The sequence below is a fragment of the Streptomyces fildesensis genome, assembly GCF_016107395.1.
GTDB classification, from domain to species: domain Bacteria; phylum Actinomycetota; class Actinomycetes; order Streptomycetales; family Streptomycetaceae; genus Actinacidiphila; species Actinacidiphila fildesensis.
In genome coordinates, this window is the sequence record NZ_JAAIKO010000003.1 from 110,140 (window position 1) to 130,276 (window position 20,137).

General features: G+C 70.4%; 18 protein-coding genes. 6 read left to right on the forward strand and 12 right to left on the reverse strand.

What is annotated here, in order from left to right; all coding sequences use genetic code 11:
• Positions 1-84: 84 nt before the first annotated feature.
• Both C6N31_RS06355 and C6N31_RS06360 read right to left on the reverse strand, forming a co-directional pair.
• Positions 85-300 (reverse strand): DUF5326 family protein, encoded by a 216-nt coding sequence (locus C6N31_RS06355; RefSeq protein WP_138351137.1) that lies wholly within the window; start codon positions 298-300, stop codon positions 85-87.
• 143 nt (positions 301-443) lie between these two features.
• A complete protein-coding gene (locus tag C6N31_RS06360) occupies positions 444-761 on the reverse strand; it encodes a cupin domain-containing protein (RefSeq protein ID WP_138351138.1) in 318 nt (105 codons plus the stop codon).
• A 58-nt stretch (positions 762-819) separates the two neighbouring features.
• On the opposite strand from C6N31_RS06360, the gene C6N31_RS06365 reads away from it, so the two are divergent.
• The 4 genes from C6N31_RS06365 to C6N31_RS06380 all read left to right on the forward strand — a co-directional run bounded on the left by C6N31_RS06365 (position 820) and on the right by C6N31_RS06380 (position 4,364).
• On the forward strand, positions 820-1,197 hold the full coding sequence (locus tag C6N31_RS06365; RefSeq protein WP_138351139.1) for a phage holin family protein: 378 nt from the start codon (positions 820-822) through the stop codon (positions 1,195-1,197).
• A 223-nt stretch (positions 1,198-1,420) separates the two neighbouring features.
• Complete coding sequence (locus tag C6N31_RS06370; RefSeq protein WP_164298585.1) at positions 1,421-2,563, forward strand: cystathionine gamma-lyase; 1,143 nt, start codon at positions 1,421-1,423, stop codon at positions 2,561-2,563.
• 211 nt (positions 2,564-2,774) lie between these two features.
• Positions 2,775-3,674, forward strand: a complete 900-nt coding sequence (locus tag C6N31_RS06375; RefSeq protein WP_138351332.1) for a LysR family transcriptional regulator — start codon at positions 2,775-2,777, stop codon at positions 3,672-3,674.
• A gap of 177 nt (positions 3,675-3,851) precedes the next feature.
• Positions 3,852-4,364, forward strand: a complete 513-nt coding sequence (locus tag C6N31_RS06380) for an NUDIX domain-containing protein (protein ID WP_138351141.1) — start codon at positions 3,852-3,854, stop codon at positions 4,362-4,364.
• A gap of 39 nt (positions 4,365-4,403) precedes the next feature.
• Here C6N31_RS06380 and C6N31_RS06385 read toward each other — a convergent pair whose 3' ends face one another.
• From C6N31_RS06385 to C6N31_RS06405, 5 genes are all read right to left on the reverse strand, one after another.
• Positions 4,404-5,231 carry a pyridoxamine 5'-phosphate oxidase family protein gene (locus C6N31_RS06385; protein ID WP_244809284.1) on the reverse strand — a complete coding sequence of 276 codons (828 nt, stop codon included), beginning with the start codon at positions 5,229-5,231 and terminating at the stop codon, positions 4,404-4,406.
• Entirely contained in the window at positions 5,224-6,735 is a 1,512-nt protein-coding gene (locus C6N31_RS06390; RefSeq protein ID WP_198357231.1) for a globin domain-containing protein, read from the reverse strand. The genes C6N31_RS06385 and C6N31_RS06390 overlap by 8 nt, the downstream gene beginning before the upstream one ends.
• A 321-nt stretch (positions 6,736-7,056) precedes the next feature.
• Positions 7,057-7,701 carry an HAD family hydrolase gene (locus C6N31_RS06395; protein ID WP_198357232.1) on the reverse strand — a complete coding sequence of 215 codons (645 nt, stop codon included), beginning with the start codon at positions 7,699-7,701 and terminating at the stop codon, positions 7,057-7,059.
• Positions 7,702-7,965: 264 nt separating this feature from the next.
• Complete coding sequence (locus C6N31_RS06400; protein WP_198357233.1) at positions 7,966-8,715, reverse strand: DUF4097 family beta strand repeat-containing protein; 750 nt, start codon at positions 8,713-8,715, stop codon at positions 7,966-7,968.
• 110 nt (positions 8,716-8,825) lie between these two features.
• Complete coding sequence (locus C6N31_RS06405; RefSeq protein WP_138351145.1) at positions 8,826-10,223, reverse strand: serine hydrolase domain-containing protein; 1,398 nt, start codon at positions 10,221-10,223, stop codon at positions 8,826-8,828.
• 98 nt (positions 10,224-10,321) lie between these two features.
• Between C6N31_RS06405 and C6N31_RS06410 the strand changes: the two genes are divergently transcribed.
• A complete protein-coding gene (locus C6N31_RS06410; protein WP_138351146.1) occupies positions 10,322-11,146 on the forward strand; it encodes a MerR family transcriptional regulator in 825 nt (274 codons plus the stop codon).
• A gap of 97 nt (positions 11,147-11,243) precedes the next feature.
• Here the strand turns inward: C6N31_RS06410 and C6N31_RS06415 are convergent, their stop codons facing one another.
• Together C6N31_RS06415 and dnaB are read right to left on the reverse strand one after the other, a co-directional pair.
• On the reverse strand, positions 11,244-13,601 hold the full coding sequence (locus C6N31_RS06415; protein ID WP_198357234.1) for a PKD domain-containing protein: 2,358 nt from the start codon (positions 13,599-13,601) through the stop codon (positions 11,244-11,246).
• Between the two features lie 516 nt (positions 13,602-14,117).
• Positions 14,118-15,614: a replicative DNA helicase gene (gene dnaB / locus C6N31_RS06420; protein WP_187144945.1), complete on the reverse strand. Its 1,497-nt coding sequence runs from the start codon at positions 15,612-15,614 to the stop codon at positions 14,118-14,120.
• Between the two features lie 422 nt (positions 15,615-16,036).
• On the opposite strand from dnaB, the gene C6N31_RS06425 reads away from it, so the two are divergent.
• Positions 16,037-17,404, forward strand: coding sequence for an MATE family efflux transporter (locus tag C6N31_RS06425; protein ID WP_138351148.1), 1,368 nt, complete (start codon positions 16,037-16,039; stop codon positions 17,402-17,404).
• On the opposite strand, the gene C6N31_RS06430 is transcribed toward C6N31_RS06425, so the two are convergent.
• From C6N31_RS06430 to C6N31_RS06440, 3 genes are read right to left on the reverse strand one after another with little or no spacing between them, the layout of a single operon-like run.
• Entirely contained in the window at positions 17,382-18,467 is a 1,086-nt protein-coding gene (locus C6N31_RS06430) for a nitroreductase family protein (RefSeq protein ID WP_187144946.1), read from the reverse strand. The genes C6N31_RS06425 and C6N31_RS06430 overlap by 23 nt on opposite strands.
• Positions 18,464-19,579, reverse strand: a complete 1,116-nt coding sequence (locus C6N31_RS06435; RefSeq protein ID WP_138351149.1) for a GNAT family N-acetyltransferase — start codon at positions 19,577-19,579, stop codon at positions 18,464-18,466. Before C6N31_RS06435 ends, C6N31_RS06430 begins: the two co-directional genes overlap by 4 nt.
• Positions 19,576-20,136, reverse strand: a complete 561-nt coding sequence (locus tag C6N31_RS06440) for a DUF4188 domain-containing protein (RefSeq protein WP_198357235.1) — start codon at positions 20,134-20,136, stop codon at positions 19,576-19,578. The genes C6N31_RS06435 and C6N31_RS06440 overlap by 4 nt, the downstream gene beginning before the upstream one ends.
• Position 20,137 lies beyond the last annotated feature (1 nt).

A 20,137-nucleotide genomic window follows, 5' to 3' on the forward strand; every position in this document is an offset into this window, starting at 1 on the left:
CGCGTCATCGCGCCGCGCCGCCCCCGCCCGGCGCGGCGGGTGCCGCCTGCGGACGGGATGTACGGGTTCCGGCCCCCCGGGGGATTACCAGTCACGATGCGAGGACGAGGATCCCGAGGTGAACTTCTTCACCAGGAAGATCAGCCCGCCGACCAGCGCCGCGAAGACCAGCACCTTGAACAGCAGCCCGATGACGAAGCCGACCAGGCTCATGATCAAGCCGCCGAAGACGACGAGAGCGATCACCGGGATCGCAACCCACTTGATCCACCAGGGCAGACCCTTGACCAGCTCTTCCATGACTGTTTCCCTCCAGATTCCTTCGTTGTCCCCGTGCTTCGACTCTAGAGCCGACAAGGGGGCCGGCGGAGGGGTCGGAGACCCGATCCTTCCCTGACCGTTCCCCTACGGAACCCCAGGGTCCGACCCTCAGTCGCCGGGGTTCAGGCCTCCGGCGGCGAGAAGACGACCATGACCCGCAGGTCCTCCGTCACGTGGTGGAAGCGGTGCGGCACCCCGGCCGGCACATAGACGACGCTGCCCCGGGCCACCGTGGTCGTCTCCTCCCCCACGGTGATCGCCGCCCGGCCGCTCACCACCAGATAGATCTCGTCCTGCTGGTGCGGGGTCTGCGGATCGAGCTCCCCGGCCTGGAGCGCGTACAGCCCCGCCGACATGTTCCGTTCGCGCAGAAAGCTGAGATAAGCCCCGTTGTTGGCGGCCCGCTCCGCCTCCAGATCGTCCAGCCGGAACACCTTCATCGCAGCTCTCCCTCGTCGCATCTCTTGCCCGGGCGATCAGTTCTGCCACGATCACACCATGAAGAATTTCGTCGTCAAGACACTCGCCAACGCCGGGGCCCTCGGTGTGGCCATCTGGCTGGTCAAGGACATCACCCTCACCGGTGACGACACCTGGCACAAGGTCCTCACCGTCATCCTGGTCGCCGTGGTCTTCGGACTGGTGAACTGGCTGGTCAAGCCGGTCGTCAAACTCCTGTCCTTCCCCCTGTTCATCCTCACCCTGGGCCTCATCACGCTGGTCGTGAACGCCCTGATGCTGCTGCTCACCTCCTGGCTCGCCGGAAAGCTCAGCCTCGACTTCCACGTCGAGGGCTTCTGGGCGGCGCTGATCGGCGGCCTGATCATCAGCATCGTGTCCTGGGCCCTCAACATGCTCCTGCCGGACGAGGACTGAGCACCGAGGAGGACGGCCCGATGCCGTTACGAGCGCCGGAGGTGACCGGGACCGTAGGGGTGGGGGTCCGAAATGCTGCCGTGTATTTGTGGGCCGCCAGGCACGTAAATATACGATTTCGGACCCCCGCCCCGGAGGGCCCGGGCACCGACCCGGGATCGGGTTGACTGAACCCGCGCGCACACGCGCATCAGGTGCGACCCCCAGGTCCCAGGAGGCAGCGATGGCCGAGTACGACAGCCCGAGCGGCAGCGGTGAAAGTACCCGCAGCGTCCACGCCGGACGCCCGCCCGCCCAGCCGTACGAGCCCTCCCTCCCCGGCCCCACCTTCGTCTCACACTTCCACCTGCCCGGCGACGCGACCGGCCCGTACACCTACGGCCGGGAGCAGAACCCGACCTGGACCCTGCTCGAAGACGCGATCTCCGAGCTGGAGTCCCCCGCCGACCCGACCGCCAGGACGACCGTCTTCGCCTCGGGGATGGCCGCGGTCTCCGCCGTGCTCCTGTCGCAGATGCGCGCGGGCGACACCGTCGTCCTGCCCTCCGACTGCTACCAGACGACCCGGGCCCTCCAACAGCGGCTGGAGTCGTACGGAGTCACCGTGCGCCTCGCACCGACCCGCGACGACGCGCAGCGGGCCCTGCTGGACGGCGCGCGCCTGCTGTGGCTGGAGACCCCGTCCAACCCCGTCCTGGACGTCTGTGACATCCGCCGGCTCGCCGACGCCGCGCACGCGGCGGGCGCCCTGGTCGCCGTCGACAACAGCCTGGCCACCCCGCTCGGCCAGCGCCCGCTCGACCTCGGCGCCGACTTCTCGGTCGCCAGCGGCACCAAGGCCCTGACCGGCCACGGCGACCTGCTGCTCGGCTACGTGACCACCCGCGATCCCGAGCTCGCCGAACAGACCCGGATGTGGCGCGCAACCGTCGGTGCGATCCCCGGCCCGATGGAGGCCTGGCTCGCACACCGTTCGCTGGCCACCCTCTCGCTGCGCGTGGACCGGCAGGCCGCCAACGCCCTGGAGCTGGCCACGGCGCTCGCCGACCGCCCGGAGGTGACCGGGCTGCGCCACCCCGGCCTGTCCACCGACCCGGCGCACGCACTCGCCGCCCGCCAGATGCGCCGTTTCGGCAGCGTCGTCTCCTTCACGCTGCCCGACAAGGAGCACGCCGAGCGCTTCCTCTCCGCGCTCCGGATCACCATCGAGGCGACGAGCTTCGGCAGCGTCCAGTGCACGGCCGAGCGCCGGGCCCGCTGGGGCGGCGACGCGGTTCCGCCCGGCTTCATCCGCTTCTCGGTGGGCGTGGAGGACGCGGGTGACATCGTCGCCGATGTCACCCGCGCCCTGGACGCCGCAAAGTAGGGCCCCTACGCATATATGCAGGGAGCCCTACGCAGAATGGGCGGTTCGAGCCTCCCCCCTCGTGGCTCGAACCGCCCTGGCGCAACGCGCGAAGACGCGCTCGAACAAGGCTAGTTGACTCTGCGTCAGTGTCCAATCACAGTACCTGGTACGACCTATCGATAAATTTATACTTGACGATGCGTCAGGTTCTGTCTGTGAGGAGACCATGGTGGATCTGGCCCTCCTGCGTACCTTCGTCACCGTGCACCGGGCTGGTTCCTTCACCCGGGCCGCCCAGCTCCTGGGCCTGTCCCAGCCCGCCGTCACCGGCCAGATACGCACGCTGGAGCGGCAGGTCGGCCGCCCGCTCTTCCTGCGGCTGCCCCGCGGCGTCGCCCCCACCACCGTGGGCGACGAGCTCGCGCACAAGGTCGCCCCGCACCTCGACGCGCTGCTGGAGATCACCGCCGCGGCTCCCGACGACGACGGCCCCGGCACCCACAGCCTGCATCTGGCGGGCCCGGCCGAGTTCACCGCGCTGCGCATCCTGCCCGCCCTGGCGCCGCTGGTCACCGACGGGCTGCACCTGCGGGTCTCGCTCAGCGGCGACGACGAGGCGCTGGCCGGGCTCGCCGCCGGCCACCACGACCTGGCCGTCGTCAGCGTGCAGCCCCGCGACCGGCTGATAGCGGCCGTACCCCTGTGGGACGAGGAGTACGCCCTGGTCGCCGCGCCCGCCTGGCGGGAACGGGCCGGCGGCCCGCACGGAGTGCGCGACCACGGCCCGCAGCTGCTCGACGACCTGCCCGTCGTCACCTCCGACGAGGAATGCCGGTTGCTGTCCCAGTACTGGTCGGCCGTCTTCGACGCCAAGCCCACCCGGGATCCCGCGGTCGTCGTCCCCGACCTGCGCGCCGTCCTGGACTGCGTACGCGACGGCGCCGGGCTGGCCGTCCTGCCCCGCTATCTGTGCGCCGCCGCGCTCGCCGCCGGTGAGATCACGCTGCTGCTGGAGCCTCCCGTGCCACCGCTGCGGACCTACTTCCTGGCCACCCGGGTCGGCACCCTCGCACTGCCCCACCTCGCGCGGGCGCACGATCGGCTGCTGACCGCCGCACAGGGCTGGTAGGCCGCCGGACCACCGGCCATGCCAAGGCTGCCAGGGCCGCCGAGGCCGGATCGAGCGGCCTCGGCACGTGGCCGACGGCGCTCGGCGAGCGCCGGTGACGCGCCAACGGGAATCGAATGCTCCGATTCACTGCTCCCGGTGCGTTTGTCGATCCTTGTGTCGCGGCAGATCTCAACCATGCCCCTGGAGAACGCAACTCCGGCCGAAGCCCCTGCCACCCGCCCGGTGGTCAAGCGCACCGCCCGCGCGATCCTGCTCGACGGCGACTGCATGGTCCTCATCAAGCGCACCAAGCCCGGCCTCGCCCCGTACTGGATCACTCCGGGCGGCGGCGTGGAGGACGACGACCCCTCGGTCGTCGACGCCCTGCACCGTGAGGTGGACGAGGAGCTGGGAGCCAAGATCACCGACGTCGTCCCGGCCTTCGTCGACACCGTCGAGCACATCGCGGAGAACGGCGCCCACGGCGTGAAGGTGCAGTACTTCTTCGTGTGCCGGCTCGCCTCGATGGACCCGGCCCGCCGGCACGGCCCCGAGGTGGACGATCCGTGCGGGACGTACGACGTCGTCCGTGTGCCGTTCAGCCGGGTCGGGCTGGCCTCCGTCGAGGTGGTGCCGCTGACGCTGCGGCACTACCTCGACGCGAACATCGAAGGCGTACTGGGACTGGTCGGCCCCGACCTGGGCTGATCCGGCCGGCGGACCGGCGCCCCGGAAGTCCTCGGTGGGTCAGCCCGCCTGCCGGAGGAACCAGCCGCGGAGCCGCCGCCCGCGCCGGGCGCGCCGCCGCTCCGCAGGACCGGGCGGCGCGGCCGCCACCCGCGCCACGGGCACGGGCACGGGTACGGGTACGGGTTCGGGTACGGACACAGGTACGGGCACGGGCACAGGAGCCTCCGGCACGGACGCCGGCACAGGCTGTACCGGCCTGCGTTCCGCCGCCGCCCCGAAGTGGTCACCGCCCTTGCGGCGTGCGTCGTCGGTCCCCCACGACCGCCCGCCGCCGGTGCCGGAACCTTTCTGCAGCGGCGCGGGGACCAGCCGCGGAATGTGTTTCGAGCAGTGGATGTAGGCCTCCTCGACCTCCACCTCGACCCACATCTGCGGGCGGCGGCCGGGCACCGGATCCTCCGGCAGGTCCGGGTGCTCGGCGCGCATCCGCTCGTCCGGGACCAGCAGCGCGCGGCCGTTGATGTGCAGCCCGATCCGGTCCCGGGCGAAGTCGATCAGCAGGATCCCGACATGCGGGTTCTCGCGGATGTTGCCGAGCGACGCCATGACCCCGTTGCCCCGGTACTCGGGATACGTGAGCGTCCTGTCGTCCAGAATCCGCACGAAACCGGGCGGCCCGGCCCGGAAGGTGCTGTCGCACTCCCCGCGCCGGTCCGCCGTGGACAGGAAGAACATCTCCTGCCGGGCGACGAACTCCCGCATCCGCGGATTGAGCCGGTCCCGCACCTGGTCGTCGTAGAACCGGTCCGCGCGCACACCGGTGCCCAGCTCCGTCTGGAGCAGGTGCTCGCCGTCGCTGCCCGGTCGTTCCACCGGGCTAGTCACCCGCCGCCACCAGTTCCTCCAGAGCGTCGTGCCGTATGCGGTGCGAGGGCATACCCCCGCCGACCAGCGCGTCCATACTGCTCCGGATCATCCCGGGCGGGCCCGAGAGGTAGGCGTCGTACGCCTCCCAGGGGCCGTACTGCCGCACGATGTCCGGCAGCGGACCCGACAGGCTACTGCTCGGGGTGTCGGCGACCACCGGTCGCACGGAGAGCCAGGAGTGCTCCTCCTGCATACGGAGCATCGTGTCGAGGTCGTACAGGTCGTGGTCGTGGCGCGCACCGTAGAAGACCTCGACCGAGCGCTTGCGGCCGTGCTCGACGACGTCCTCGACCAGCGCCTTGATCGGCGCGATGCCGGTACCGCCCCCGACGCACAGTAGTCCGCTGTCCGTGGTGTGGTCGACGACCATGGAGCCGGCCGGCGGGCCGAGCCGGATGACGTCGCCCGGCCGCGCGCGGTGCACCAGCGCGTTGCTGACCCAGCCGGCCGGGACCGCCTTGACATGGAAGGACAGCAGACCGTCGGAGCGGGGCGCCGAGGCGAAGGAGTAGTGCCGCCACACCCGCGGCCACCAGGGGGTTTCGAGCGACGTGTACTGGCCGGCCAGGAACGGGTACGGCTGGTCGGGCCGCACGGTCACCACGGCGATGTCCTGGGTGCGGGGCTCGTGCGAGACGATCTCGGCCTGCCACCACGGCGGCGCGTGCCGCTCGTCGGCGGCGGCCGCGTCGATCATCACCTGCGAGATCACCGTGTAGGCGCGTACCCAGGCGGCCTCGGTCAGCGGGTCCCAGACCGCCGCTGCGTACCGGCTGAGCGCCCCGATCAGGGCCTCGCCGACGGCGGGGTAGTGCTCCGGCTGCGTCCCGTACTTGCGGTGGCCGCGGCCGAGGTTGGTCAGGTACTCGACGAGGGTCTCGGTGTTGTCGATGTGCTCGGCCGCGGTGAGCAGGGCCTTCAGGATCCGGTCGCGCTGGGCGTCCATGGCCGCCGGGAAGAGCTCGCGCAGTTCCGGGTGCCGGATGAACAGCAGGGCGTAGAAGTAGCCGGTGGTCCGGTCGGCGACCGGACCGATCTCCGCCATGGTCCGCCGGATCAGCAGCGCGTCCGGCGAGGCTGCGGACGCGGGTGCGGCCTCAAAGGTGGAGGGGGACGGCGCCGCTGCGGGCGCGGGGTCCGCGATGCGGGCCGGGGCGGGTTCCGGGGCGGATATCGGCGCGGCCGGCGGGGGTGTCTGCCGGTCCGGCGGCTGATCCGCCCGGTGGTCTGCCTGCTCCTGCGCTCGTTCCTGTGCCTGCTCCTGCTGGTCCGCCTGTTGCTGGGCCCGCTGCTTGCGGGCTGCGGCCCTGCCGACGGGTCTTATGGCGGCCGGGGATCTGCTGGGTATTTCGGATTCACCGCCGTCCGCCGTGCGTTGATGCGAGTCGGTTTCCCGTTCGGGCGGAGTGAACCAGCCCCGGTTCGGATCCGTCTCGGCCGAGTTGGTGGTCAGAGCGTCCATCGTGAACTTCGCCTCGAACTTCCCCGGTCGATTTCCCGACGTGCGTCACGCGTGGTGAGGTGCGAGCGTGTCACGCTGGGGCGGCGCATCGGACAAATAGCCGGAAGCACAGGAAACGGGGCTGCATTCAGGTTAGGATCCGTCGGCTTGCGGCGGCCCGAGGCGCTCGAACGCAGTCGACCATACCCGGAACGCGCTGTTCGACAACCCCCGTTGGCCGATTCACCGGAGCACGTTGGCCAAATCCCGTGACCCTTCCCACAAAGTCACGGAATTCGGTTTGGACAACGTCAGCCGGGTATCAGTTGTGGCCTCATTCGGTCATTCGCGATCGAATTGATTCGCCAGGGCAAAGGCCTCACGCAAGTCGCGACCCGAATAGGCATGAGTGGCCAGATCCCGTACATAGTGGTCACCATTCACCGCCACCGACGTCGGCACCACCCCGAACAGCGCCGCGTCCGACAGCGAGTCCCCGTAGGCCACACAGTCCGCCCGCGTCACCCCGTACTGCGCGCAGAGTTCATCGGCGATGCCCACCTTCGACTCCGGCACCAGGATCCCCGCCAGATCGAGTACCGCCTCGGGCGCGAAGGGCACCGGCGGGAAGACCGACGAGCGCGCCTCGTGCACGCCCCACTCGCGCAGCCGCCCCACGAAGAAGTCCGGCGACAGGGAGATCACCGCGCAGTGGTCACCGCGATCGGTGATCTCCGTCCAGACCTCGCGTATCCCGTCCAGCCACGGCGCACCCTCGAAGGCGGCCTTCAGCCGCTCCTCCGTCAGCGTCGCCCACAGGGCGTACACCCGTTCCGCGAACCCCGGCGGGTCCAGCGTGCCCCGGATCAGGCCGCCTTCCAGTTGCTGGATCTCCTCGACCATGTCCAGCTCCCTGGCCAGCTCCAGGCTCGCCGAGGAGCCGTGCATCAAGGTGCCGTCCATGTCGAAAATGTGCAGCCGTGCCACGCGAGCGTCTCCCTGCTTCGTACCGATCCCGCCTACGCGGAGATACTCCCAGCGTGCGACGGGATCGACCGATCGGGCCACTCGTTTTGTGCGGCGGACCCGCCGCTCCGGCGGCCCCCGCCCTGGCCGCCCAGACACCGCCGCCCGCCGGACCGCACCACGGCTGCGGCCGCGATGTTCCACGTGGAACATCGCGGCCGTGGAACATCATCAGGTGCCGCGGATGCTGAACGTCATCGGCCGTGGAGTGCCCTCAGCGACGGCTCAGGACCCCACACGGCTGACCGTGACATCGCCGGAGCCCGTCTTCGCCTGGATGCGCGCGGTGGCCGACGGGTCGGTCGGCACTGACACGGTCCTGTCGCCGGAACCCGTGCTGACATCGATCGCGTACGGTCCCCCGGGCACCTGGACGGTGACATCGCCCGACGACGCCTTCGTCAGGACCTTCTGCGGCGGTTTGGCGAACGTGAGCCGGATGTTGCCCGACGACGCGGTCGCGCTGACGTCGGCTCCACCGAGTCCGGTGGCGGTCAGATCGCCGGAGCTCGCCGAGGTGGTCAGCGCCCCCGCGATCCCGGAGACGTCGATATCGCCCGAGTGCGTCGTCAGGTCCGCCGACGCGACCCCCTGCACCTCCACCTCCCCGCTGCTCGTGCTCACCTTCACGCTCACCCCGGCGGGCACGGTCAGCTCGTAGTCGATCGAACAGTCGTCGCAGCCGTTGGTGAACGTCAGCCGGCCGTTCTCGACCTCCTGCCCGGGAGTCGGCTTGTCGTCCCCGTGATAGCGCACCGTCCGGTGGATGGTGACCCCGTCACCCGTGCCCGGCCGGATGCGGACATCCCCGCTTCCGGTGCCCACCTCGACGGCACTGACCGGGCCCGCGGCCTTCGCGTCATCGACGGCCTTGTGCTCCGGGCTGCTGTGGATGCTCACCCCGTCGCAGCCCGTGAGCGCGGCCCCCAGGACGAGCGCGGACACGATCAGTACGGCGGAACGCTTGGCTGTCATCACAGTCTCCCCGATCGCCGGAACCCTCGTCCGACGCTCCGCAACCAACCTAAGGTCCGCCACCATCCGGTCCCATGCGGTCTTCAGGTCTCTTGGTACGGGTGCTAGCACTACCTCCAGCCCTCCGGGTCCACACCTCCCGGCACCCCGGCGGCCTCGTCGTACGGCTCCCGGGCGAACACGAAGGACCCCAGGTCGAGATGGCGCACCTCGCCGTCGTCGCCGTGCACCACGCGCAGCGTCTCGCCGGCGTAGTAGCCGTCGAGACCGGTCCAGGTACCGTCCGGCTCCGCCCTGAACCGGGCACCACGGCCCCGCCCGTCCAGTGCCGTCAGCTCCACGTCGCGCTCCGCGCGCAGCCGCAGCACGAACGGGGTGGTGCCCCAGTACCAGGGGCCGGTGAGGGCCAGCAGCGCTGGATCCGCCGCCGACCGCGGGCGCCACGGCTCGGGGAAGCGCGGCTCGTTGTCCGCCACGATCGCCAGCAGGTCGGCCGCGATGGAGGCGACCCGCGGCCCGGAGGTGGCGTTGGTCAGCACCAGTGCTCCCACGCCGTCCTCGACGCTCACCCACAGCGTCGCCAGGAAGCCCGGCATGGACCCGGTGTGTCCCGCCAGCAGCCGGCCGTCACGGCGCAGCAGCTGCATGCCCAGCCCGTAGCCGGCGTCCTGGTCCTCCCCGGCCGGCGCCGCCGCCGGGGTACGCATCTCGGCGACGGTCGCGGCGCTCAGCACCCGCTCGTCGCCCCCGGCCAGGAACACCGCCCAGCGGCACAGATCGTCCGCCGTGGACCAGAGCTGGCCGGCCGGCGCCATCAGCCCCGTGTCGTGCAGCGGTTCCGGCTGCATCACATCGGCCCACGGATGCACCGCCCAGCCACCCGCGTGCGGTGCCTGCGGCAGCAGCGTCGTCCGGGTCATGCCCAGCGGTTCCAGCACCTCCGCCTGCAGCACGTCGCCCCACGGCTTCCCCCGCAGCTTCTCCACGAGCGCGCCCAGCAGGGCGAACCCCGGGTTGGAGTAGTGATGGACGCGGCCGGCCGGATGCTTCATCGGTTCCGCGCCGAGCAGGTCGGCCAGCTCCGGGCGCAGATCGCCGGAGGTGCGCTCCCACCACGGACCGGGCGTCTCGGCCGCCAGTCCTGAGGTGTGCGCGAGGAGTTGGGCGATCGTCGCACGGCCCGGCTCGGTGTCGGGCAGGTGCAGACCGAGCGGGTCCGCCAGGTCCAGCAGGCCCTCGTCCCGCAGCCGCATCACCAGCACCGCCACGAAGGTCTTGGTCAGCGACCCGATCCGGTACTGGGTGTCCCCATCGGGGCCGTGCCCCTCCATCATGCTGCGGCCACTCGTCCAGACCGTGGCCCCGTCCCGCACCACCGCCCCCACCATCGACGGCGTACGGCCCTCGGCCTGTCCTCGGGCGAGCCGGTGCAGCAGGGCACGACGGGTGGTGGGCAGCAGTTCCTCGGCCGCAGGTGCGGCGGGCGGCACTTCAGGTGTCTCGGACATACGGGTCAGCCTCGCAGAAACGGCGCCGGTCGCTCCAAGGGTTTCCGGCGGTCGCGCTTGACTCTGACACTGTGTGAGGGCCTGCACTAGGAGACGTCATGTTCACCATCGGAGACTTCGCCAAGCACGGACGGGTATCGGTCCGCATGCTGCACCACTACGACGCGATCGGGCTGCTGCGGCCCGCCCGCGTCGACCCCGCCAGCGGCTACCGCTTCTACGAAGCCGGCCAGCTGTCCCGGCTCCATCGCGTCATCGCTCTGAAGGACCTCGGCTTCAGCCTCGAACAGGTCCGGTCGATCCTGGACGAGCAGGTGAGCGCCGAGCAGTTGCGCGGCATGCTGCGGCTGCGCCGGGCGGAGCTGGAGGAGGCGATGGCGGCCACCGCCACGCGGCTGACGCATGTCGAGGCGAGGCTCCGGTCGATCGAAAGTGAGGGACGCATGGCTGCCGACGACGTCGTGGTCAAGCGCATTCCAGCGGTCCGGGTGGCCGAGCTGACCGGCACCGCCATCGGGTTCGGCCCCGAGCACATCGGACCGGTCATCGGCCCGCTCTACGACGAGCTGTGCCGCCGGCTGGAGGCCGCGGGTGTGGCCGTCACCGGACCGGGGGTCGCCTACTACGAGGACGCCCCGGAAGGCGACGGTGCGATCACCGTCCACGCCGGACTGACCGTCACCGCCGACCCGGCGGCCGGCCACGACTTCACGATCGTGGACCTGCCGGCGATCGGGAGCGCCGCCACGGTCGTGCACCACGGTTCCATGGACGACATCGTGTCGACGGCCCAGACCCTGGCCCGGTGGATCGACTCCACCGGCGCCCGCTCCACCGGCTATCCCCGCGAGCTCTACCTCGAATGCCCGGAGGACCACGACAAGTGGGTCACCGAGCTCCAGGAACCGATCGCCCAGTCCTGACCCGACGGCACCGGACACGAGGGGATACGGCCGGGGCCCCGGAGCGGCGTGGATCGCCGCCCCGGGGCCCCGGCCCTGGGTCACCTACTGGTGGGTCCTAGTCGTTCTGGTAGTACCCGAAGGCGTCGATGACGAGGTTGACGCTCCCGGTGCCCGAATTCCAGAAGTCGATGATGCCGTACGGGCCGGGGCTCGCCTGGACCAGGTTCGGAACGGTCTGTCCGCGCAGCCAGTTCAGCGTGGACACGCCGGGCCGGGTCGGCCAGCCCGCGCTGCCGCTCTCGTACTGGTACTCCGAGTACGGGTCGGGGGAGACCGTCAGGAAACCGGCCCCCTTGGTGTCCGTCACGGTGGTGTTGAGCGCGAACGCCGTGATGTCGGGCTCGTCAGCGCCGAGGGGGGTGTAGATGTAGCCCCCGGGGTACATCGGGCCGCTGTGCCAGTACGAGGCGCGGGTGTCGAGCACCCGGACCGGATCGACCGGCAGGTAGGCGCTCTTGCTCGCGGCGCTGTAGTAGCCGACGACGTCGACGAGGACGTCGGTGGACCGGGTGCTGCCGTTGAAGACCCGGATCTTGCCGTCGGCACCGACCGGCACGATCACCGCGTTGGCGATGGTCTGGTTCGTGCCGTAGTTGATGTTGGACGCGAGCGGCGTCTTCCCGCCGTCCGGGTAGACGGTGAGGAAGCCGGAGCCCTTGGAGCCGGTCACGGTCACGTTGAGCGCGACCGCGGTGACGCCGGAGGCCGGCAGGTGGCCCTTGCTGTTCCCGGCGATCTGGGCGGCGAACGATCCGTTGGCGCCGATCTGCCCCTTGGCCACCCCGGTGCCGTTCCGGGTGTCGACGAGACGGGCGGGCGACACCGGTGTGTAGCCGCTGGACGCGGACTGGGTGAAGTACCCGGCGACATCGGCGATCAGGTCGACGGTGGCGGAGGCGCCGTTGTACAGATCGACGTAGCCGTTGGCGCCCACCGGGACGATCACCAGGTTCGGAACGGTCTGGCCCGCGGTGAAGTTGACGTTCGAGGTGCTCGGCCGCGCGTCACCGTCGCCGTACGCCGTGATGTAGCCGAAGCCGTCGGCGCGGGTGACCGTGACGTTCAGGACCACCGCGGTCACTCCGGCCGGAATGCCGCCGTTGCCGCCGATCTGCACCTTGGTCACCGCGTGGGCCTTCGCCTTGGCCTTCGGCGCGCCGGTACCGGTCCGGGTGTCGAGCACCCGGGTCGGCCCGTAGGCCGTGTAGGCCGAACCCGCCGTCCTCGCCGTGACGGTGTTGGACACCGTGTTCCCGACGTTGTCGGCGACCGTGACGGTGATCGTGTATGTCCCCAGCTTCGCGTACCGGTGCGGCAGGGTCACCCGCCCGGAACCGTAGACGTCCGGGTTGCTCGTGGTCCCGTCACCCCAGCTGACCTTGGCGGTGATCGGCACGAGCGCGGTCGTGACGTCCGCGTTGAGCGAGATCGCGTACGCGCTCGTGTGCGTCCCGGACAGGGCCACCGCGAGTTGGGCGTTGGGGTTGACGTACTGGACGGCTCCCCGGCTGGTGTACGGGCTCACGCCGTAGAAGTCCGAGCCGAGCCGGCCGGGCGCGTTCGGGTCCGCGGAGTTGATCGCGGCCGAACCCGGCACCAGGAGCATGTCGACGTTGGCGGACTTGTTCGCCCTGAGATAGGCCCCGTTCGCCTTCTTGGTGTCGATCACGTCGTGTGCGCCCTGGGCCGCGCCGGCCTGGAAGGCGGCGAGCGTCGGGTACGTCGTTCCGGACCAGCTGTAGGGCGCGGTCGCGTCATCGCCGTGGATGTAGAAGGCGTTGTAGTCGGCCGTGGTGCCGGCGCTCGACCCTTCGGAGACGGTGATGTCCGGCGCCCAGGTCTGCTGGGCCGCCGTGCACTGCGACTTGAAGCCGCCGAACATGTAGTCCGTGTTCGGGTTGGTGTCCTCCAGCAGGTTGTTCTCCAGGTGAACGCCGGTCGAGGCGCCCTGGATGTCGATGGCGGACGCGCACGCCCGCTGGATCGTGTTGCCGGTGACGTCCAGGCCGGCCACTCCGGTGGCGGTGATGCCGGTCGCCGCCAGGACGTTGCCGGCGAGCGTGATGTCGCTCGCGCCGGAGGCCACGGAAATCCCGCTGGCCGCGGGCCCGGCACCCCAGAAGCCCGCGTCGACATACGTCCGGCTCACGGTCACGTTGCTGGACGCGCCGTCGATGGTGAGAGCGTCCACCCCGTGGGTGTTGGGGTTGAGGTCGACATAGTCGCCGTCCAGCTTGATGTTGGACGAGCCCTTGATCACAACCGCGGGCGTGCCGTACGACTCCAGCATCATGTTGCTGACCGTCACATCGGTGACGCCGTCCAGTTCGAGGGCCGGCCGCTGTCCTGACGAGTTGATCCACGCCTGGCCGCCGATTCCGACGATCCTGATTCCGGAGGTCTTGACCGTCACCGACTCCTGGGAGAAATACCCCGTGCTGCCGGTTATCTGGACGGTGTCACCCCGGACCGCCGCATTCACCGCGTTCTGAATCAGGCAATAGGGGGCATCCTGTGCGCCCGTCCCGGTATCGACATCGCAGGAGATCGCCGATACTGCGTAAATCGTCCTACCAGTGCCCTCGTCCCGCGGCTGCACTCCGCGGGCCAGCGGCCTGCGCTCCCGGACCTGCTTCGCCGCGGGGCTGGAGAAGGTGGTGAAATTCGAGGACGCTGCCCTGGTCAGAGCGGCAGCGGCACTCGGTCCACTGCTATGGGGAACGGCATGCGGTGAATTGTCCGCATAAGCCAATCCCGGTATAAGGGCAACGCCGGCTGCAAGTGCGGCAGCCGTCGTTGCAAGACGACGATGAGACACTGGCCCCCCAGTTTCTCTCAGGCAAATCTCAGGATAGTACCCGGTAAGAATACAGATCCGGATGCCCTCAAGAACACCCGTTTTATCGCCCGCTCATACCCTTTTCAGGACTCAGGTCTGCGCCATGTCCACAAAGCGTGAATAGTGGCCCTGGAAAGCAACGGTGATCGTCGCGGTGGGGCCGTTACGGTGCTTGGCGACGATGAGGTCGGCCTCGCCCGCGCGCGGGGACTCCTTCTCGTAGGCGTCCTCGCGGTGCAGCAGGATGACCATGTCGGCGTCCTGCTCGATGGAGCCGGACTCACGGAGGTCGGAGACCATCGGCTTCTTGTCCGTGCGCTGTTCGGGGCCACGGTTCAGCTGCGAGAGCGCGATGACGGGGACTTCCAGCTCCTTGGCCAGCAGCTTGAGGTTTCGGGACATGTCCGAGACCTCCTGCTGACGGCTCTCGGGACGCCGGGATCCACCGGACTGCATCAGCTGCAGATAGTCGATGACGACCAGCCGCAGATCGTTGCGCTGCTTGAGGCGCCGGCACTTGGCGCGGATCTCCATCATCGACAGGTTCGGCGAATCGTCGATGAAGAGGGGCGCCGCCGACACGTCCGGCATCCGCCGGGCGAGCCGCGTCCAGTCCTCGTCGGTCATGCTGCCGGACCGCATGTGGTGCAGCGCGACCCGTGCCTCCGCCGACAGCAGGCGCATCGCGATCTCGTTGCGGCCCATTTCGAGGGAGAACACGACGCTGGGCATACCGCTGCCGATCGAGCAGGCGCGGGCGAAGTCCAGCGCCAGGGTCGACTTGCCCATGGCGGGGCGGGCCGCGATGACGATCATCTGGCCCGGGTGGAGGCCGTTCGTCAGTGAGTCGAGGTCCGTGAACCCGGTGGGAACGCCGGACATCCCGCCGCTGCGGGACCCGATCGCCTCGATCTCGTCGAGGGCGCCCTCCATGATCTCGGAGAGCGGGAGGTAGTCCTCGGACGTGCGCTGCTCGGTGACCGCGTAGATCTCCGCCTGGGCGGAGTTGACGATCTCGTCCACGTCGCCGTCGGCCGCGTATCCCATCTGGGTGATGCGGGTGCCGGCTTCGACGAGGCGGCGCAGGACGGCGCGCTCGTGCACGATCTCGGCGTAGTACTCGGCGTTGGCCGCGGTGGGGACCGCGTTGACCAGGGTGTGGAGGTACGGGGCGCCGCCGACGCGGGTGATCTCACCGCGCTTGACCAGTTCGGCGGCGGTGGTGATGGGGTCGGCCGGCTCACCCCGGGCGTACAGGTCGAGGATCGCGGTGTAGATGGTCTCGTGGGCCGGACGGTAGAAGTCCTGGCCCTTGAGCACCTCGACGACATCGGCGATGGCGTCCTTGGACAGCAGCATGCCGCCGAGGACGGACTGCTCGGCGTCGAGGTCCTGCGGCGGTACGCGTTCGAAACCGCCGCCGCCCTCGGACCAGTTGCTGCGGTCCTCGCCGTCGTCCTTCTTGTTGCGCTTGCCGCCCTGTCCGGAACGGAAGTGGGTGACCGGCAGCCGGTCACCAGGACCGCTGTCGGGGGGGAACGGCGGTTCGTCCCCCCAGTGGTCGTCCGCGGGTTCGGGTTGGGTCACCCCGCCACCTCCTCCGTCCGACCTGGCGCCATACCGTGCGTCTCTTTCTTACGCCACGGCTCTGACAATTGAGACACCCGGCTCCTCGTACGGCGCGTCGGGCAGGGGGCTCACGGTAGGGCCCAGGAGACCGTTGGCCAAGACGGTTATCCACAGGCCCTGTGGACGGAGGCATCCAACCTGTGGAGAAGCCGCCTCAACCTGTGCACAGGCCTTGGGAAACCGCTGTGGACAAACACACAATCAGCCGACCCGAACTGCCCTGACCTGGCGTTTTATCATCCGCGGGCTGTGCAGAAGAAAAACTTTCGCCCTCGGGCCAAGATCGCGACAAACCACGCGGAGGAGATCACTCTACGCAGTCGCCCGTAATAGCTGATCAGGCCTTGCAGGTATTACTTGTGGATGATTATCCTGAGCGGGTGAACCCGGTCGCCGAGCCTCCCCAGAAGAGCCGCCCCAGCCATCTCTCCAAGGAGACCCGGCGGCGGCACGACCGGGAGATCATCGCACTCGCCGTGCCCGCCTTCGGCGCCCTCGTCGCCGAGCCGCTCTTCGTCATGGTCGACAGCGCGGTCGTGGGCCACCTCGGCACCCCGCAGCTCGCCGGGCTCGGCGTCGCGGCCGCCCTGCTGACCACCGCCGTCAACATCTTCGTCTTCCTCGCCTACGCCACCACCGCCGCCGTGGCCCGCCGGGTCGGCGCGGGCGACCTGCCGGGCGCGATCCGCCAGGGCATGGACGGCATCTGGCTCGCCCTGCTGCTCGGCGTTGCCGTCATCGCGCTCGTCGTCCCCACCGCTCCGGCACTCGTCGGCCTCTTCGGAGCGTCCGACACCGCCGCACCGTTCGCCGTCACCTACCTGCGGATCAGCGCGTTCGGCATCCCCGCCATGCTCGCCGTCCTCGCCGCCACCGGCGTGCTGCGCGGCCTCCAGGACACCAGGACGCCGCTCTACGTGGCGCTCGGCGGCTTCACGGCCAACGCGGGGCTCAACGCGGCCCTGGTCTACGGCGCGGGACTGGGCATCGCCGGCTCGGCCTGGGGAACGGTCATCGCCCAGAACGCCATGGCCGTGGTGTACCTGTACGTCGTCGTCCGCGGAGCGCGCCGGCACGGCGCGTCGCTGCGCCCGGACGCCGCCGGCATCCGGGCCTGCGCCCAGGCGGGCGTTCCACTGCTGATCCGCACACTGAGCCTGCGGGCGGTCCTTCTGATCGCCACCGCGGTCGCCGCAGGCCTGGGCGACACCGAGATCGCCGCCCACCAGATCACGCTCACCCTCTGGTCGCTGCTGGCCTTCGCACTCGATGCCATCGCCATCGCGGGGCAGGCCATCATCGGCCGCTATCTGGGCGCCGACGACCCTGCGGGCGCCCGGGCCGCCTGCCGCCGGATGGTGCAGTGGGGCATCGCCTCCGGCGTGCTGCTGGGCCTGCTGGTGGTCGCGAGCCGCCCGCTGATCGCGACGCTCTTCACCTCCGACCCGTCCGTGCGGAGTGCCCTCATGCCGGTCCTGCTGGTGGTCGCCGTCAGCCAGCCGGTCTCCGGCATCGTCTTCATCCTCGACGGTGTCCTGATGGGCGCCGGCGACGGGCCCTATCTCGCCTGGTCCATGCTCGCCACGCTGGCCGTCTTCGCCCCCGTCGCGCTCGCCGTCCCGGCCCTCGGAGGCGGCCTCACCGCCCTGTGGTGGGCCATGACGCTGATGATGCTGACCCGGCTCGTCGCGCTCCAGCTGCGGGCGCGGTCCGGCCGCTGGATCGTCACCGGTGCGGTGCGGGCGTAGCCGTCCTCTTCCCTGCCGCGGGGGACGCGGCGGTGGTCCGGGACCGGTTCCCCGTTCCGCCGATCCGTGCCGACCGTACCGATGGTCCGGCCGCCCGGCCCGCCCGGAAGACGGCGAGCGGCCGTTCACGGCCTCCCAGGTGCCGCGCCAGCTCCCGTTCCGTCCGCGGGCAGTCGAGGATCTGGCTCAGCGGATGCACGGCGATCCCCCGCTCCGCGAGGCCGTACCAGACCCGCACGAGCTCCTGTCCGGCCTGGACCAGGGCGGCCGGGGGCCCGGCCGCCGCACCGGCGCCGGACGCGGCGGGTCCGGCCGGCGCGGTGAGGACCAGGACGCTGCCCTCGTAGCGCAGCAGCCCGCTCTGCGAAGCGGCCAGCAGCCGGGCCAGCCCGAGGCGCCGCAGCACCCCGTAGACGCCCGGTATGAGCACCACCCGCAGCCCCGCAGCCTCCACGCGAGACATGGCCAGCGCCTCGTACGTCAGACCGTCGGCCGCGTACCGCGGATGGCTCCGGTTCAGCCGTAGCCAGGTGCGCAGTTCCCGCACCACCGGGGCACTGCCGAAGAGCCACCGGTCGGCGCGTACCGCGAGGCCCGCGAGTTCGCGCGCGGGCACTTCCACCAGGCTCGTCCGTTCCAGCCCGGTCCTGGCGGCGCCGAGGTCCGCCGCGGTGAGCCGTCCCCCGGTGTGGACGCCCCTCGCGCAGCCGCGCAGCCCGACGGTCCGCGCGCTGAAAGGCGTCGCGTACAGATCGGGCGCCGGCAACAGCCGGGCGGCCGTTCGCCGTTCCTCGTCGACGGTGATCTCGGCGCGTATCGCGAGGCCGGCGTCCGCCGCGACGATCAGACAGGTCTCCACGAAGGCGCCCAGGGACAGGAACAGATCGCGGCGGCCGGGGTCGCCGTCGGGCAGCTCCCGGGCCGGGTCCCAGCCCACTTCGACGGCGTCGTTGTCGTAGCGCAGCACCCAGGGCTGCGTGTTGTGCGCGCTCGGCGCGCGGCGGCACAGCTCCTCGCGCTCCCGCAGCACCGCCGTCCAGTGGACCGAGTCCCGGTTGCTCACCGCATTGCCCTCTCGTAGAAGGTGTAGCCGTGCAGCGGTCGGCCGCCGACGCGCCGGTACTGCGCGGCCGACGCGGCGTTCCCGTGCTCGACGAAGGTGCTGCGCAACGTCCGGTAGCCGCCGCTGCGCAGATCGCGGTGCAGTTCCCGGGCGAGGAGCGTCAGATAGCCCTTCCCCTGGTGACCCGGCACCGTCCCCTTGATGATCAGTACCGCTTCGCTGCGGTACCGGCCGCGGGTGGCCAGCAGCCGCAGTTGCTGCGGGAGCCCCAGCCGGCCACGGGTCGCCATGACGAATTCCGAGATGTCGGGGACGGCGAGCACGAACGCGACCGGCTCGCCCTCCGCCGTCAGATAGAGCAGCAGCTGCTCGTCGAGGAGATGGGCCAGCCCGTCCGTCTGGGCCGCCAGCTCGGCGGCGGAGATCTCGGTGTAGTAGCCGAGTTGGGCGAAGGAGGCGTTGAGCATGCCGCGCAGCAGCGGCAGTTGCTCCGCCAGCTTCCGCCGCGAGCCGTGGTGGATCCGCAGCCCCTCAGCGGCGATGCGGCTGTCGTCGAACAGGAACGCCTGGCCGGGGTCGACGGCGCCGGGACCGTCGAGGTTCTCGCAGACCCAGGTGTCGGCGCCGAACCGCCGGGTGAAGCCGTGCTGTTCGTAGGCAGCCGGGTAGTACGCCGGGTTCCAGGCGGAGTCGATGAACCCGCGGTCCCCGAACCCCGACGTGATGACACCGCCCGACTGGTTGGGCAGCAGACTGACCGGCCCGAACGCCACCTCCGTTCCCGCACCGGCCCGCTCGGTCAGATCGAAGAGCTCCTTGGCGACGTCCTCCCCGACGTCCTGCGGATCGGCGAACTCGGTGAGCCCGAAGAGCTGGGCGCGCTTGCCGATCCTGCTGTCGAACCCGGGGTAGCGGTGCAGACAGATCCGGCCCACGGGAGTGCCGGCCGTATCGCGCGCGACATGGAGCTCGACGGTCCGTTCCCGGTACCACGTGCGGATCTGGGGCTCCAGGGTCGGCACGTAGCGGTCGCGCGGGTGGAGCCGCAGCGGGAGTTCGCAGAACTCCCGCAGCTCGCTCCGTCCGCCGACCTTGGTGACGGTGATGGTCACGGCCTGCCGTCCAGGTGCTCCGGGCAGCGCGCCGCCGGCGCTGCGCCGCCCGCCGCCGCACGCGGCTCCGCACTGCGCTGCGCACGCCGTTTCTCGTGCCGCACATGCTTGACGGGGCGCGGTGCGCGCCCTGCGGAGAGCTCCGTGCTCAGCGGCTCGAAGGTGTCGACGTGGGACAGCGCACCGTCCTCGGCCCGCCAGACGCCGTTGGTGTACCCGGCCGCGTCCGCCGTGTAGATGCGGATCCAGCCGCCGGTCGCGCGGCCCTTGCCTTCGTCCGTCAGCCAGCACATGAGCTCGTGATGGGCCTTGCCCCGGGCGAACTTCAGCAGTTCGTCGCGGTCGGCGAAGAAGGCGATCGTGCCCAGGGTGAAGGGGAAGCGCCAGTACACCTTGTGCCAGACATAGCCCTTCATCCGCTTCATCTCGCGGACCATCCGCACATAGCCGGGGCCCAGCGTGATGATCGCGCGCAGCCCCGAGTAGCGGGTGGCGCCGACGAACATGGCACCGGCCTGTCCTGGCGCCGGGGTGAGGGAGAAGTCGGTACTGCGCATG